This window comes from Shewanella sp. GD03713, from assembly GCF_029843705.1.
In the GTDB taxonomy this organism is placed as follows: domain Bacteria; phylum Pseudomonadota; class Gammaproteobacteria; order Enterobacterales; family Shewanellaceae; genus Shewanella.
Genome location: NZ_JAOCIW010000001.1, coordinates 141216 through 155117 on the forward strand (window position 1 = coordinate 141216; position 13902 = coordinate 155117).

The 13902-nt window shown below is 46.9% G+C and carries 12 protein-coding genes and 1 riboswitch; of the genes, 3 read left to right on the forward strand and 9 right to left on the reverse strand.

The features are described from left to right. Positions 1–10: 10 nt before the first annotated feature. Genes N5E87_RS00670 through moeA form a run of 4 tightly spaced genes read right to left on the reverse strand, consistent with a single transcriptional unit; the run spans position 11 to position 3076 of the window. On the reverse strand, positions 11–307 hold the full coding sequence (locus N5E87_RS00670; protein ID WP_086902879.1) for a DUF333 domain-containing protein: 297 nt from the start codon (positions 305–307) through the stop codon (positions 11–13). 25 nt (positions 308–332) lie between these two features. Next, a complete protein-coding gene (locus tag N5E87_RS00675; RefSeq protein WP_279774898.1) occupies positions 333–995 on the reverse strand; it encodes a Bax inhibitor-1 family protein in 663 nt (220 codons plus the stop codon). A 54-nt stretch (positions 996–1049) separates the two neighbouring features. Further along, on the reverse strand, positions 1050–1811 hold the full coding sequence (gene moeB, locus N5E87_RS00680) for a molybdopterin-synthase adenylyltransferase MoeB (protein WP_220056987.1): 762 nt from the start codon (positions 1809–1811) through the stop codon (positions 1050–1052). Between the two features lie 11 nt (positions 1812–1822). Beyond that, positions 1823–3076 (reverse strand): molybdopterin molybdotransferase MoeA, encoded by a 1254-nt coding sequence (moeA, locus tag N5E87_RS00685; protein WP_279774899.1) that lies wholly within the window; start codon positions 3074–3076, stop codon positions 1823–1825. Positions 3077–3402: 326 nt separating this feature from the next. On the opposite strand from moeA, the gene ftnA reads away from it, so the two are divergent. Beyond that, positions 3403–3939, forward strand: a complete 537-nt coding sequence (ftnA, locus tag N5E87_RS00690) for a non-heme ferritin (protein WP_011620966.1) — start codon at positions 3403–3405, stop codon at positions 3937–3939. An 89-nt stretch (positions 3940–4028) separates the two neighbouring features. On the opposite strand, the gene N5E87_RS00695 is transcribed toward ftnA, so the two are convergent. Both N5E87_RS00695 and ribB read right to left on the reverse strand, forming a co-directional pair. Next, on the reverse strand, positions 4029–7262 hold the full coding sequence (locus N5E87_RS00695; protein ID WP_086902875.1) for an EAL domain-containing protein: 3234 nt from the start codon (positions 7260–7262) through the stop codon (positions 4029–4031). Between the two features lie 363 nt (positions 7263–7625). Continuing rightward, the gene (ribB, locus tag N5E87_RS00700) at positions 7626–8279 is read right to left on the reverse strand and encodes a 3,4-dihydroxy-2-butanone-4-phosphate synthase (protein WP_279774901.1); all 654 of its coding nucleotides are present in this window, start codon (positions 8277–8279) and stop codon (positions 7626–7628) included. Between the two features lie 195 nt (positions 8280–8474). Continuing rightward, positions 8475–8704: riboswitch (FMN riboswitch) on the reverse strand. 240 nt (positions 8705–8944) lie between these two features. Between ribB and N5E87_RS00705 the strand changes: the two genes are divergently transcribed. Both N5E87_RS00705 and N5E87_RS00710 read left to right on the forward strand, forming a co-directional pair. Further along, complete coding sequence (locus N5E87_RS00705; RefSeq protein ID WP_069453833.1) at positions 8945–11080, forward strand: S9 family peptidase; 2136 nt, start codon at positions 8945–8947, stop codon at positions 11078–11080. Between the two features lie 10 nt (positions 11081–11090). Further along, positions 11091–11549 (forward strand): GIY-YIG nuclease family protein, encoded by a 459-nt coding sequence (locus N5E87_RS00710; RefSeq protein WP_139122605.1) that lies wholly within the window; start codon positions 11091–11093, stop codon positions 11547–11549. A gap of 326 nt (positions 11550–11875) precedes the next feature. Here N5E87_RS00710 and N5E87_RS00715 read toward each other — a convergent pair whose 3' ends face one another. From N5E87_RS00715 to N5E87_RS00725, 3 genes are read right to left on the reverse strand one after another with little or no spacing between them, the layout of a single operon-like run. After that, positions 11876–12415 (reverse strand): hypothetical protein, encoded by a 540-nt coding sequence (locus N5E87_RS00715; RefSeq protein WP_055647602.1) that lies wholly within the window; start codon positions 12413–12415, stop codon positions 11876–11878. Further along, the gene (locus N5E87_RS00720; RefSeq protein WP_055647601.1) at positions 12415–12969 is read right to left on the reverse strand and encodes a hypothetical protein; all 555 of its coding nucleotides are present in this window, start codon (positions 12967–12969) and stop codon (positions 12415–12417) included. The genes N5E87_RS00715 and N5E87_RS00720 overlap by 1 nt, the downstream gene beginning before the upstream one ends. Positions 12970–12972: 3 nt before the next feature. Next, complete coding sequence (locus N5E87_RS00725) at positions 12973–13665, reverse strand: hypothetical protein (protein ID WP_055647600.1); 693 nt, start codon at positions 13663–13665, stop codon at positions 12973–12975. Positions 13666–13902 lie beyond the last annotated feature (237 nt).

Consider the following 13902-nt stretch of genomic DNA (forward strand, 5'->3'; position numbering starts at 1 on the left):
CTAGCCTCAATTACTGGGCGTTTTCCTGTGGGTGGTCGCGACGAAATAGCGCCCACTCATCAATTTTTTCACCGCTTGGTAAAGTACAAATGCCATGTTCACCTTCAGCTGTCTTCTGGATTTCTGAAGTGCCGCCCAGTGAGACGCAATATTCGGCGGCTGGGTTGGCGATTTGCACCTTAGCGCCAGCTTTGGCTTCGGTTGTTACTTCGGCGGGCGCCTGAGTTGCAGGTTCAGTCTTCTCGCCGCAGCCGACTAAGCTGCCGCACATAATCAGGCCGATCAACAGTGGTGATGTTAACTTCATGCTGTTTTCCTTGTCGTTGAGTGACTTATTTACGTCCTAAAATCCGCAAAATACGCAGAAATAGGTTGATGATATCCATATACAAAGCGGCGGCACTGTCGACGGCATTATCGACGGTTTTCGGGATTTGATTCGCACGGCCCCAATCGTAGCCAATATAGCCGCAGAAAATGAGCACAACTATCCAATCCAAAATGCCGTGGTGGGTTTTAAAGATAAATATTTCAATCAGTTCAACGACTATCACTAATAACAATGCGATAGTCAGCACCCCAGCGATTTTCTGGAAGAAGGCAGGGAACATAGTCCCCAAACACATCATGGCGATAGTGACTAAGCTCGTGATTCGAATCGCCTCGGTCACCAGCTCGGGGTCGTACTGGCTAACGACCATATTAATGATCAAGCCAAAGGGCACGACCACAAAGTTGTAGCCAATAAAGCTGACGAGGGGGTTACTCGAACTTTGAAATAAGTAAATCCCAAAGAAACACGAAGCGAAGTAACCGATAAAGAAAATCCACGGGTTAACGCTGGCAATTGCTTCGGGGTCGATATGGCTGACCATTATATAGTTCACGGCAAAACCCCAGAGTAGGGTTAAGCCAATCACTAAATTATAAAGACCCGCGCCAATGAGAGTGTCATCGGTAATGCGGCGGTCGAATACGCTGTTTTCAGAATCCATTGATTTTTATATCCTTAATTGTAGAAAGCGTGCTAAGTGCTGAAGGTTACTCTGTTATTCACCACAAATCTTGCAGCGGGGTTGTTTAGGGAGTTTCATTTCGCGAAATTCCATGGTCATGGCATCGATCATCAATATTCGTCCTGCGAGTGTCTTGCCCATACCCGCAATCACTTTAATGGCTTCAACCGCCTGTAAGCAGCCGACCATGCCGACCACGGGGGCGAGAATGCCGGACTCCACGCAGCTGAGTTGCTGCTCACCAAAAAGTGAACTAAAGCAATGATAACAAGGTGTTTGCGCTTGATAGTCGAAGACAGTAACCATGCCTTCCATACGAATCGCGGCGGCTGAGACCAGCGGGATCTTGTGCTTAAAACAACTCTGATTTAACTGCTCACGCACACTGACATTATCGGTGCAATCCACCACGATACTGTGGCTGGCGACTAAGGCGTCGATCTCATGGTCATCCAATACCGCATTGATGGTATTGATTTTAACGTGAGGATTGAGTCGGTTAAGGCTCTGCTTGGCCGACTCGACCTTAGGTTGGCCGATAGTCGCATCCTGATGCAGCACTTGGCGCTGCAAATTAGAGAGTTCGACCGTATCGAAATCCACTAGAGTCAGCTCGCCAATGCCCGCAACGGTGAGATATTGCCCCGCCGCGCAGCCTAAACCGCCGGCGCCAATCATCAAGACTCTGGCGAGTTTTAAGCGCTCTTGGCCGTCGATATCCATCGCCTTGATGGAGATTTGGCGACTGTAGCGGGTGAGTTCGCCGTCGCTGAGGATCTCTAGTTGTTCATTCATCGAGGCGTACCTTAGCAGAGCACTGAATTAAAAGGTTCAACCGTCACTTGCGTGCCCACTGGGGTGTCACCTTGGAATTGCTCCAGCAGTACGAAACAATTCGCCAGACTCATAGAGGTCAACATGCCCGAACCTTGGCTGCCCGTGATGGCCACTTCCAACTCGCCCTGTGCATTGCGGGATAAAATGCCGCGCTGATATTCGACACGGCCGGGCTGTTTACGCACGGGAGTTGTCAGAGTGGCGGAAAGCATCAGTGGCGCCTTCGGGGTTAAGCCCTGCATCTTATTCAGAATGGGCCACACCAACTTGTAGAAGGTCACCATGGAAGACACGGGATTGCCCGGTAAGCCGCAGAATACCGCCTTGCCTATGCGTCCCATGGCAAAGGGTTTGCCCGGTTTAATGGCGAGTTTCCAGAAGGTGATTTTGCCTTCTTCATCAAGGATTTGCTTAGTAAAATCTGCTTCACCGACCGAGACGCCGCCCGAGGTTAACACCATATCCGCTTGGCTCGCGGCATGGCGAAATGCGTGGCGAATGGCCTCTGGGTCGTCGGCTATCACGCCTAAATCCAACCATTCCACATTGGCGCGGCTGAGTAAGCCTTGGATGGAATAACGATTTGAATCGTAAATTTGTCCCGGTGCTAAGTCGCTGCCCACGGGGCGCAGTTCATCCCCAGTGGAGAAAAACGCGACTTTGAGTTGGCGGTAAACCCGCACCTGACTCACGCCAATGGTGGCTAATACGCCGAGTTCTGCGGCGTTAATTTCGATGCCCGCCTTTAGAACTTTAGTGCCTTGCAGCAGCTCTTCACCGCGGCAACGCACATTGGCACCCTTAGCCTTAGGGTGATTGATTTGGATTTGATTGCCCTGCGCTTGGGTTTCTTCCTGCATTTGCACTGTGTCATAACCCGCTGGCACTGGTGCGCCCGTCATTATACGCACGCAGGAGTGAGGGGTTATTTCACCTTCAAAACCATGGCCTGCAAAGGAGCTACCAATCAGGGTTAATGTGGTTTGATTGGTCTGATTATTTAAGTCGGCAAAGCGAAAGGCGTAGCCGTCCATCGAGGAGTTATCGAAGGGCGGCAAATCGATGCAAGAGGCCAAATCCTCGGCCAAGACGCGGCCAAGCGCATGGGGAAGGGTAACGACTTCTGTGTCTGACACTGGGCTAACCTGCTCAAGCAGAAGGGGAATGGCTTGATCTGGATGCATTAAGCTAGGTTGCGAACAAGGATCGGCTTTCACGGACATCGGGTCTTCCTTATGGGCAAAAGGTTGGGCAAATATGCTGGCTATTATGCCACGCTGTGCTTGCTTGGCTATGATCTGCATAGGGGTTTATGTGATTTGTCAGACAGTTTTGCTTAAGTCTTGCCTAAAGAAAATGCTAGCAAGACGTCATTTTGCGACGACTTGGATATGCTGCCAAATACGAGTCTATGAACAAATGAAAATCATTTTTATCAATGAATCATTAACTTAGCTCTATAAACAAAGGTAAATTTTGTTGCTTTTGGCGACGCCCTTCATGACAATGTGTGCCAAGATTTCAGTTCGAATGCCCAAGAGGATTAACTATGCTGTCTGCAACCATGATCGAAAAGTTGAATGAACAAATTAATATGGAGTTCTTCTCCTCTAATTTATACCTGCAAATGAGCGCATGGTGTGAAGATCAAGGCTTTGAAGGCGCAGCAAAATTTATGCGCGAACATGCGGATGAAGAGATGGGCCATATGCGTCGTTTGTTCACCTATGTGAGCGAAACCGGCGGCTTACCTCTACTGGGGGCCATTGAAGCGCCGCAGTCACAGTTTGACTCTCTGCTGGCGTTATTCGAGCTGACCTATGAGCATGAGCAGTTGATCACCAGTAAGATCAATGCCTTGGCCCATGCAGCCTTTTCAAACCAAGATTATTCGACCTTCAACTTCCTGCAATGGTATGTGGCCGAGCAGCACGAAGAAGAAAAGCTGTTTAAGTCGATCGTCGATAAGATCCGTTTAGTGGGCGAAGATGGTAAAGCACTGTTCTTTATCGATAAAGATTTAGCTAAGTTGGCATCAAAGGGCGGCGAGAGCATTATGAACCCCCAAAGCCAACCACAGGCCTAAGCATCATTGCGATATTCAACGCGATAATAAAAAAGCAGCTTAGGCTGCTTTTTTTAATCTCTATGATTCGTGGCGATAGGGTCAATCTATCAACTGTTTACACACTTCTCACGCTGCTCTAAGTGCAACATCTTCGGCAATGTCTGGCTGAGTAATGGCGTAATCTCATCGAATGGTAGCGGTTTAGAGAGTAAATAGCCTTGGGCATAGTGACAGCCTAGGTCACGCAGAAACCTCCACTGCGCCTCTGTTTCGATTCCTTCGGCCACCAGTTCCATTTCAAGGCTTTGCCCCATCATCACAATGGCCTTGACCAGATTGGCGTTCGAGCTGTTATCGAGGGCGTTTTCGACAAAACTGCGGTCAATCTTGATAACGGAAATTGGGAATTTCTTCAGATAACTCAAGGATGAATAGCCTGTGCCAAAGTCATCGATATAAATCTGCGAGCCTAAGTGGCGAATCGATTCTAGGGTGCTTAGGCAGTGGCTGGCATCGCCCATCAGCATGCTCTCGGTGATCTCGATATGCACGTTTCTCGGGTTGATATGGTGACGATTAAAACACTCCTGCAGCACTTGGTCGAAACCTATGCCGCGGGTGTTGATGCATTGGCGGCTCGAGACATTAATCGCGACATTGAGTTTGAATCCCATATGTTGCCATTGCCTCAAATCGTGCATGGCTTGGTTAAGTACCCATTCGCCCATAGGTTCGATAAGCCCAGTCTCTTCGGCGATACGAATAAAGTGATCCGGTGGGATCAGGCCTAAGTCTGGGTCTTGCCAGCGGATCAGAGCCTCAAGGCTACACACTTTACCCGTTTTCATATCCACAATCGGTTGATAGTGAAGAGTAAATTCATCCTGAGCCACGGCGCGGCGCAGGCGCTGTTCAAGCTCCATGCGGGCAAACATGGCCTGGTTCATGCCAGAGGTAAAGTATTTAAAGTTATTGCGACCGGCATCCTTGGCTTGATACATGGCCATTTCGGTATTTCGGGTCAGCGAACTGACATCGAGCCCGTCTTCTGGATAGACGCCAATGCCGAAACTGGCGGAAATCTGGATTTCCCGTTCATTTAAATTAAAGGGAGTCGCTAGGGTTTCGATGATCCGGCTCGCCATATGCTCGATGGCTAACTCATTGGTTAATCTTGGTAAAATAAGCACAAACTCATCACCGCCAATACGGGCGATAAAATCGTTTTTACCCATAATATTTTCTAACCGTTTGGCCACATCCTGCAGTAAGAGGTCGCCCGTCGCATGGCCTTGCACATCATTGATATATTTGAATTGGTCTAAGTCGATCAGCAGAATCGCTAGTTTGCGGGAGTCGTGTTGGGCGAGTTGGATTTCATGCTGTAGCCGCTCGTTAAACAGTTTGCGGTTGGGCAGCCCCGTTAGCGTGTCGAAGTTGGCTTGATACCAGAGGTCTTGTTCGTATTGCTTGCGCTTACTGATATCCATAAATAAACCAATATGTTGGATTATTTCGCCCTGCTCATTGCGCACCACAGTAATTGCGAGGTACTCGGGATACACTTGGCCATCTTTGCGCTTATTCCAGATTTCACCTTCCCATTTGCCTTCTTTATGCAGCGCTTCCCACATGGCGGTGTAGTAATGATGCGGGTGGCGATTCGAGCTTAAAATCGAGGGGCTGCGGCCTTTAACTTCTTCGAGGCTATAGCCGGTGATCTGGCTAAAGGCGGGGTTAATCAGCTCGATATGGTTATCGGCATCCGTGACCATAATGCCTTCGGCGGAATAGTTAAACACGGCGGCGGCGCGGCTTAGGGCGTGGTTGGCCTTTTGGCGCTCGCTGATCATCCGATTCATCGCCTGCGCCATGCGCGCCAGCTCGTCGGAGCCGGAAGCATCGATATTGATATTAAGCTGCGGATCGGCGGCCATTCGCTGCATATCATTGGCAATCTTAGTGATTTTCACCATAAAGCTGCGAATAATTTTTCGCCCCAGCCAGAGGGTTATTGCCGCGGTAAAAAATGCGGAGAATAAATATAACCCGAGCAAACTGAGTGACTTAGTTTGCTCAACTTCACTCTGATGCGCCATGTTTTCGGTGATTTCATCACTGATGGCGTGCAGCTTATTGATCCTATCGCTGGTGAGCGACCACCAGTGCTTACTGCTGACCGGATGCGGTGGCATTAACAGCTTGTCTATGGCCTCGCTCAGGCCGCTATCATTGACTTGGGCGAGGGCGGTGATTTCTTCGAGTGACAGTTGCTGTTGCTTCAACTGTTGCAGTTTAGACATGCAGAATTGATATTGATCGACACTGTCTTCAATCGTCCTGACCGCCGCTTTGAGATCGGGAATATTGCGGATCTCATGATTAAGTTCATCGAGATTCAGCTGGATAATTGCCTGCGCCTTAGTAAATTTCTCTAGCGAGGCAGCATCGCCCTTGATGAGGTAATCCTGAAAACTGTCAATCAAGCCACCGTAGCCTAAATGGGCATTGATATTCTGCACTAAGGTACTGACGCGGATTTGTTGTTCGATCTGTTGGCTAATCTTGAGGATACGCAGATTCTCGGGGGAGGTTTGCACCTTGCGGATTAAGGACTGACGGTCAGAAATCGAGGCGTTGCTGGCATGTTCTATGGCTTGACCATATTCATACATGATAGTGCTGATCGCGCGGTAGTCGTTAATGTTCAGCGTTTGCGACAGCAGCATTCGATTAATCGCACTACGCTCTTTTACCGCCAGTTGTTGCACCATCAATAAGTTAAGCAAATCCGTGTAGGCGCGAGATTGCGCAATATCGTTGGTTTGTAACTGTAATTGCTGGATAAGTTTGACCAATTCCGTGTTGAACTGGTTATACAAATCGATAAAGGCCTTAGGATGTTGGTCGAGTGCCTCTTGGCGCCCAGATGCCAGCCTATGACTTAACAGGGTTAGGGTATTGAGCTGTTCCTGCAACTGCGCGGCGGCGAGTTGATTGCGACCCAAGGCAGACATTAAAGCGCTTAAGGCTGAGCCATTGAGCAGGGTATCTAAGGCGTCTGAGGTTATCTGTTGTTGCTGTAGCAGGCGTGTTTCTTCTTGGGGGGAACCGGGGGCAGAAAGCTGGACACTGAGGCCGTATTCGTTATGCAGTTGGTAGAGTAGTTCGGTGGTTTGGGCGGTCGCTTGGATTGCCAGATGGTTCTGATTGGCGGAGCGATATTCCTTCACCAGCACATACATCCGCGACAACACAAAAATACTCATCATCAGCAAAGGTAGCAGTGAAAACAGAATCAACTTCTGCTTCAGGCTGAGATGCTGTAGCGTGGATGGCATGTAAACTTACTCCTACTTTTGCCCGGTTGGAGACATAAAAAATCAAGGCAAAACCTTGATGTGTTAAAAGTGAAAAAAGACCGGGCACTGGGTGTGGATATTTAACATAGAAGCAAGAGGGTCGCGACCCCTAGTTTATGGATATCTAATCTAGCTCACGAAATTCAGAGATTTATTATATATAACTAACACACTATTTTTATTAGTGTATTTGCTCTCCTAGCAAACGAATCTTTTGTTTGTCTGTGATATGGAGCTTAATTTAATACAAATTCTCCCGCTTTTTAGCATGATGTTTGGTAAATAAAAAAGGACGTGGGCAGAGCCGACGTCCTTTAAATGGCATCCCGCTTTGGGGATTAATTAGCCAACGTTGGCTAATAATGACTTACGGTAAACAACGATATCTTCAATCGTCAGCACTGGCATATTGTGCTCGGCACCAAAGGCGATAATTTCTGGCAGACGTGCCATAGTGCCATCGGGATTGGTGACTTCACATAACACGCCCGCAGGCTTGAGGCCGGCCAGTTGCATTAAATCGATAGTGCCTTCGGTATGGCCACGGCGAGTTAATACGCCGCCGGGTTGAGCGCGCAGCGGATACACATGGCCTGGGCGAGCTAAATCGCTTGGCTTAGCATTGTCGGCGATGGCGGTTTTAATGGTGGTGACACGGTCAGCGGCCGAAACCCCTGTAGTGACGCCCACTTTGGCCTCGATACTCACGGTAAACGCTGTGCCATATTGGCTCGAGTTGTTTTCGACCATAGGTGGTAGCTCAAGGGCTTTGACCTTTTCGTCCGGTAAACACAAACACACGATACCGCTGCATTCGCGAATGAGCATGGCCATTTGCGCATTGGTTAGTGACTCGGCGGCAAAAATTAAGTCGCCTTCGTTTTCCCGATCTTCGTCATCGACCACCAACACACCTTGGCCTTGGCGCAGGGCAGCAAGACCCGCTTCAACGCGTTCGATAGCAGTACCAAAAGGAGCAAGTAAAGACTGATTCATGGTTAATATCCTTCAAAAATACGACATGGGAATATCCAGAATCAGGGCGTGCAGAAATACAGCCATTACCCTAAAGGGGATTGTGCTGTAGCAATCGACCCGCTTTAAGCGCAGGCTTAAAAACGTGATTGCAAAATATGAGGCTAACAGCAGGGATACTTAGCTCAAGTTAATGCCAATTATCCAAGTGTTGTCTTACATTCTCTTCCATCCGGACTCAGTACTGTTGCTTGCGGCAAACAGTCCATTACCGTCGGCTCTGGAATAGTAGCGCTCGATAGGCTTAACCATAACGAGACAAGCTAGGGAACCAGATCTGCTGACCCCGAATTGCGTTCGGGCGCTCGCGGGCTTTAGTGTGGGGAAATTTATTCACCTCACTATTTACCGCCGGTGGGGAGTTTCACCCCGCCCTGAGAATTGTTGATAGGCTTTAGCCTAAAAACGCGGTTATGTTGCGCCTAATTATTGGTGATGGCAACAACATCGCGCCGGAAATTGGGCAATGTTTGCGCAAGCGCACAATGCCTTGTGATCCTTAAGCAAGCGCAATCTTTAGGAAACTCGCAACTTGAGCTAGCTTGGGTATATCATATCCGGCACATCAACTTATTGGCTTGCCGTCGTATCTTACGATGGTGTTTGAACGTCACAAGGACGTATACATGCGCACTCTGCTGCTTACTTTAGGTCTTGCTATGTTATTACCCGGTTGCTCCACTCCAAAAGGGCAAGTCTCTGCGCCCGTTGCGGAAAAAATCCCCCATGTGATGACCTTGCACGGCGTCACACGCACCGATGACTACTATTGGATGCGCGACGATAAACGCCAAGATCCTAAGGTATTAGCGCACCTTAAGGCTGAGAATCGTTATACCCAAGCTTACTTTAAGCCGCTTAAGTCATTGCAAGACGGGTTGTTTAACGAGCTGACTGGGCGTTTAGTGGCCGATGAGTCGAGTGTGCCGTACCAATGGCACCAGCATAGCTATTACCGCCGCTACCAAGAGGGCAGCGAATATCCGCTGATCGCCCGCAAAGGCAGTGACGGGGTTGAGCAAATGATGCTCGATGTGAATGAACGCGCCAAGGGCCATGAGTTTTATGGTTTAGGTGGCGTTAGCGTCAGCCCAGATGAAACCATGTTGGCCTTCGGTGAAGATGTGTTAAGCCGCCGCGTGTATAACATCTACTTTAAAGATATTGAATCCGGCGCCATGATCACCGATGTGCTTGAAAACACAGAGGGTCGTATCGTTTGGGGCAATGATAATCGCCATGTGTTTTATATCGCCAAAGATCTGCAAACCCTGCTGGGCTATCGCGTGTATCGCCACGAACTCGGCACGCCACAATCGAGAGATGTGTTGGTGTATGAGGAGCAAGACGATGCTTATTACATCTCTCTCGGCAAGAGTTTAGATGAGTCGCAAATTGTGCTGTTCCACGAGAGCACCACAACCAGCGAAGTGTCAGTGCTGGATGCAAACGATCCTTTAAGCCTGTTCAAACCTGTGCTTGCGCGGGAAGAAGGCCATGAATATAGCGTTTCTAAACTGGGTGATAGTTATTACATTCTCACCAACTGGCAGGCGACTAACTTCCGTTTGATGAAAGTGGCGATTAAGGATGCCGCCGATAAATCCAAATGGCAGGAAGTAGTTGCTCACAATCCCAATGCGCGGCTTGAAGATGAGCTGGTGCTAAAGGATTACCTGATTATTCAAACCCGTGAAAATGGCCTGACACGGATTAAAGTGATGCCATTCAATGGTCAAAAGCCCTTTGAGCTGAGTTTTGATGAGCCCGCCTATGTGCTGGGTTTAGATGTTAATGCCCAGCAAGATAGCAATAAGTTACGGGTTTTCTACTCCAGCCTGACTACGCCCGAGACGATTTATGAGTACCACTTAAGTAATCCTGATAGACGCGATCTGCTTAAGCAGGAACAAGTGCTCGGCGGCTTCGATGCCAGCCAATACCGCGCCGAACGGTTATTTGTCACCGCCCGCGATGGCGCTAAGGTGCCGGTGTCCTTGGTGTATCGTAAGGATAAGTTCAAGAAAGACGGCACCAACCCTCTGTACCAATATGGTTATGGTTCATATGGTTACACTGTTGAGCCTGACTTTTCGTCGTCGGTTATTAGTCTGCTCGACCGTGGCTTTGTATATGCCATCGCCCATGTGCGCGGCAGCGAAATGTTAGGCCGCCCTTGGTACGATGCGGGCAAATTACTGAATAAAAAGAATACCTTTAATGACTTTATCGATGTCACTACGGCCTTAACCGAGCAAGGTTATGGTGATAAAAATAAAGTGGTGGCCTCGGGCGGCAGTGCTGGTGGGCTGCTAATGGGCGCGATTGCCAATATGGCGCCTGAAAAGTACTTTGCCATTGCAGCACACGTGCCCTTTGTGGATGTGGTCACGACCATGCTCGATGAGTCGATTCCGCTCACTACCAACGAGTACGATGAATGGGGTAATCCAAACGACAAGACCTATTTCGACTATATGCTCAGCTACTCGCCCTATGACAATGTTGCCGACCATGAGTACCCACACCTGTTGGTCACCACGGGTTTGCATGATTCACAGGTGCAGTATTTCGAGCCTGCTAAATGGGTAGCAAAACTGCGCGAAGTGCAAAATAAATGGTACAAACTCGACGATAAGGTATTGTTATTCCACGTCGATATGGATGCAGGACACGGTGGCAAGAGTGGTCGTTATCGCCAGTACCAAGACACAGCGCAGGAATATGCCTTCTTCTTAAGTCTGCTAGGCATGACTAAGTAGGCGCCAACGGGTGACCGATTTAGTGATTGAAGCCGCTAATTCAACTCCCTCGGCTAGCCCCCAAAAAGGGGCTAGCCAAGCGCCAGCTGTTAACCAAACTCAGCTTTATAGTAAGTCAGAAGCGCTAGGAGCTGAGCAAGCTGTGACTTCGGAGCAAGGTGCGACGTTAGAGATAGAACAAGTCTCGACATGGTATCTGTACCTTATCCGCTGCGCCAATGGCCACCTATACACTGGCATCACCACAGATGTCGCACGCCGCTTTAACGAACATCAATCAAGCAGCCCCAAAGCGGCAAAGTACCTGCGCGGCAAAGGGCCATTAACTTTGATGTATCAAGAAGTCGTCGGCAGTCACGGGGATGCGCTAAGGCGTGAAATCGCAGTTAAAAAGTTAAGCCGCGCTCAGAAGTTGGCGTTGATTGAATCTGTCGAGCATAGCTCCCTAGAGCCGTACTCACATCCTTGATGTACTTGTAAAATGATTAAGCACTATCATTTCAGTGACACGCAGCAAGTACGTCCTTGTATGCTCGACCGTGACATCCATGTCACGGACGGTCACTTCCATGTCAGTGCTTAATCCCGTTAACCTCGGAGTATTTTTTGCCCTACCTGCCCCAATTCTGTTGTTTCACCGCAGAATTTAACCGTGGGTTTCTTGATAAATTTGTCTATGCGTCCAGATGATGTGGTATGAGATATAGTATACGGTAGTCAAATATAATTTTGACTGGAGCAAAGCAGAACCCAATTTATATTAATCACTTAAGGTAGTGGGCGAAGAATATGATACTACTTTTTATCGTTCATTCTTTTTATCTTTTCTGTTACTGCTTCTTGCCATTTAGGTTTAAGTTGTTCTAAATGAAAGGTATCTTCTTTCATTGACCATGTGGCAACAAGTTCTATAACTTCTGATTTCAAAAATTTTTTACGCTTATTAGTATCTTTAGCCTGATTCACAATATGATGAGCCATAATACCTAGCTTGCTGTGATCAAGATTAACTAAATCTTTATGTCTGTCATTAATACGTGAAAATTTAGTATTTGCAAGCTTGGACTCAATTTCGAGTCCACTTTCAGCTAGCCAATTTTCTTCTAACCAAAGTACATCTATAGTCGCTGGCTCATCCATTGAAATAGCCAAAGCAACGATGAGATCTTTTACCTCATCATCATCAAAGTTTGTAGTGGCAGATTGCCAAACTGAAAGTGTATTTCCTTTTGTTCTTGTGCAGCCTGTAATGGCGTCTGCTTCATAATTTTCATGGTTGTTTTCGAGATTATTTTGCCATTTGCTAAGGGAGAATTTTCGTAATAAATATGCCATCACAAAGTCTCTAAGTACCTGATTACATTTTGTTTATATTCTTCTAGCCACAGTATGTTTAAGGGCTTCATTTCTTTTAATAAAGCTATGTGCCCAGGTTGCTCCCAAGATTCAACTGCTCTAATAGTTGCTTCATTGACCAATCCACTGGCATGACAGTAACCAGCAAAAATCAAGGTGTCTGCACGATCCTCTAACCACTCATAACGAATTGAAGATGCAATACTTATAAATGTGAACATTGCGTGTTCACCATGTGAGTAAATATTTAACCAAGCTTTCTGAAAGCTATCCTTGAGAACTTGAGGATCTTGGTAGTATAAGTTTTCAATATATAACTGAGATTTACTTGTTTGTCCTTCTATGTATTCATCATCTAGTACAAAATCAACAATAAGCTCAGCACATTGGTTAACTTTTGCATCGCGAACTTGGCTAATACCTAATGTTGAACTTGAGGACGTAATTATTGGTTTTGAGGTACTACTTGATAGTAGCTCCATTAGATTCATTATCTGGGTGCTTCTAGAACGTAAATTTGCGTTGATGGCCATAATTTACTCTGTATATCTTTTCAGTTGTTTAGATAATGCTAAGTTATTCTCATGTAACTCTTTAAAAACCACATGAGCTTGCTCTAGGCTAAAGCGGAGTTTTGTGTTGTGTTGTACAGTGTTGCTATCTAGGTCAAAAATAACACAATCCATTGGCTCTGCTAGACTAGGCGCTTGTCCCATTATTTCGCATCTACGAATTGAACTTATACTATTTATAGTTTCACCACATTTAGGAAGTGTTCGTCTTTCTACTATACGGTTATCCCACTCAAAGGGTTGCGCTTTATGATGAGTAAAAAGTTGTCTATAAAGGCAGCTATAAGTATCCTCCTCAGCCTTGAAAATTCTGCTATTTAGTATCGACAGTCGGTTTCCTTTTTTCTCAGGGAATACTGATGCGAGAGCTTCGAAAATTCCAAGAGATTTGCCCATAAACTCATGTTGAGATCCAACTGTTCCTATAATCACAATTTCATTTCTAGGAAATTCAACGTGCAAAGACTGGTCAGGACTTACCATCATTGGGATTAGTTTTCGTTCTCCAGTGATCGCGTTTATTTCTTGCCCCATATTAGGAATCAAATTGAATTTACCAATAGAATTCATTAATGCTGTCACAATTGGTGGACTTGCTGTGACATCTTGGTTATCAGTAAAGAAGTGAGCTTGATGAATTTCTTGCACAAGATTCATAATAAGACCTAAATCAAAAGTTTATCTGTCATCGACATACAGAATTTACAGTAAAATTAGTTGAAATGTTAGGTTAGTTGCTCAAAAAATCATAAAAAGTAATGTTATCAAAGCAGTAAAGTTTATCGAGACACCCACTGTTAAATTTTCTTACAGGAATGATAGGACTGGAAAAACTCTTTCAGAATTAACAGTTTGCCCAGATGGTCCAGAAGTTCATCTCCCCTGCGAAGTTGC

Bases quoted from the DNA above. Each gene is read 5' to 3' on its own strand.
- ribB (WP_279774901.1), bottom strand. From the start codon at position 8,279: ATGAATCAGTCTTTACTTGCTCCTTTTGGTACTGCTATCGAACGCGTT.
- moeB (WP_220056987.1), bottom strand. From the start codon at position 1,811: ATGAATGAACAACTAGAGATCCTCAGCGACGGCGAACTCACCCGCTAC.
- moeA (WP_279774899.1), bottom strand. From the start codon at position 3,076: ATGTCCGTGAAAGCCGATCCTTGTTCGCAACCTAGCTTAATGCATCCA.
- N5E87_RS00715 (WP_055647602.1), bottom strand. From the start codon at position 12,415: ATGGCATATTTATTACGAAAATTCTCCCTTAGCAAATGGCAAAATAAT.
- N5E87_RS00695 (WP_086902875.1), bottom strand. From the start codon at position 7,262: ATGCCATCCACGCTACAGCATCTCAGCCTGAAGCAGAAGTTGATTCTG.
- ftnA (WP_011620966.1), top strand. From the start codon at position 3,403: ATGCTGTCTGCAACCATGATCGAAAAGTTGAATGAACAAATTAATATG.
- N5E87_RS00705 (WP_069453833.1), top strand. From the start codon at position 8,945: ATGCGCACTCTGCTGCTTACTTTAGGTCTTGCTATGTTATTACCCGGT.
- N5E87_RS00720 (WP_055647601.1), bottom strand. From the start codon at position 12,969: ATGGCCATCAACGCAAATTTACGTTCTAGAAGCACCCAGATAATGAAT.
- N5E87_RS00725 (WP_055647600.1), bottom strand. From the start codon at position 13,665: ATGAATCTTGTGCAAGAAATTCATCAAGCTCACTTCTTTACTGATAAC.
- N5E87_RS00670 (WP_086902879.1), bottom strand. From the start codon at position 307: ATGAAGTTAACATCACCACTGTTGATCGGCCTGATTATGTGCGGCAGC.
- N5E87_RS00675 (WP_279774898.1), bottom strand. From the start codon at position 995: ATGGATTCTGAAAACAGCGTATTCGACCGCCGCATTACCGATGACACT.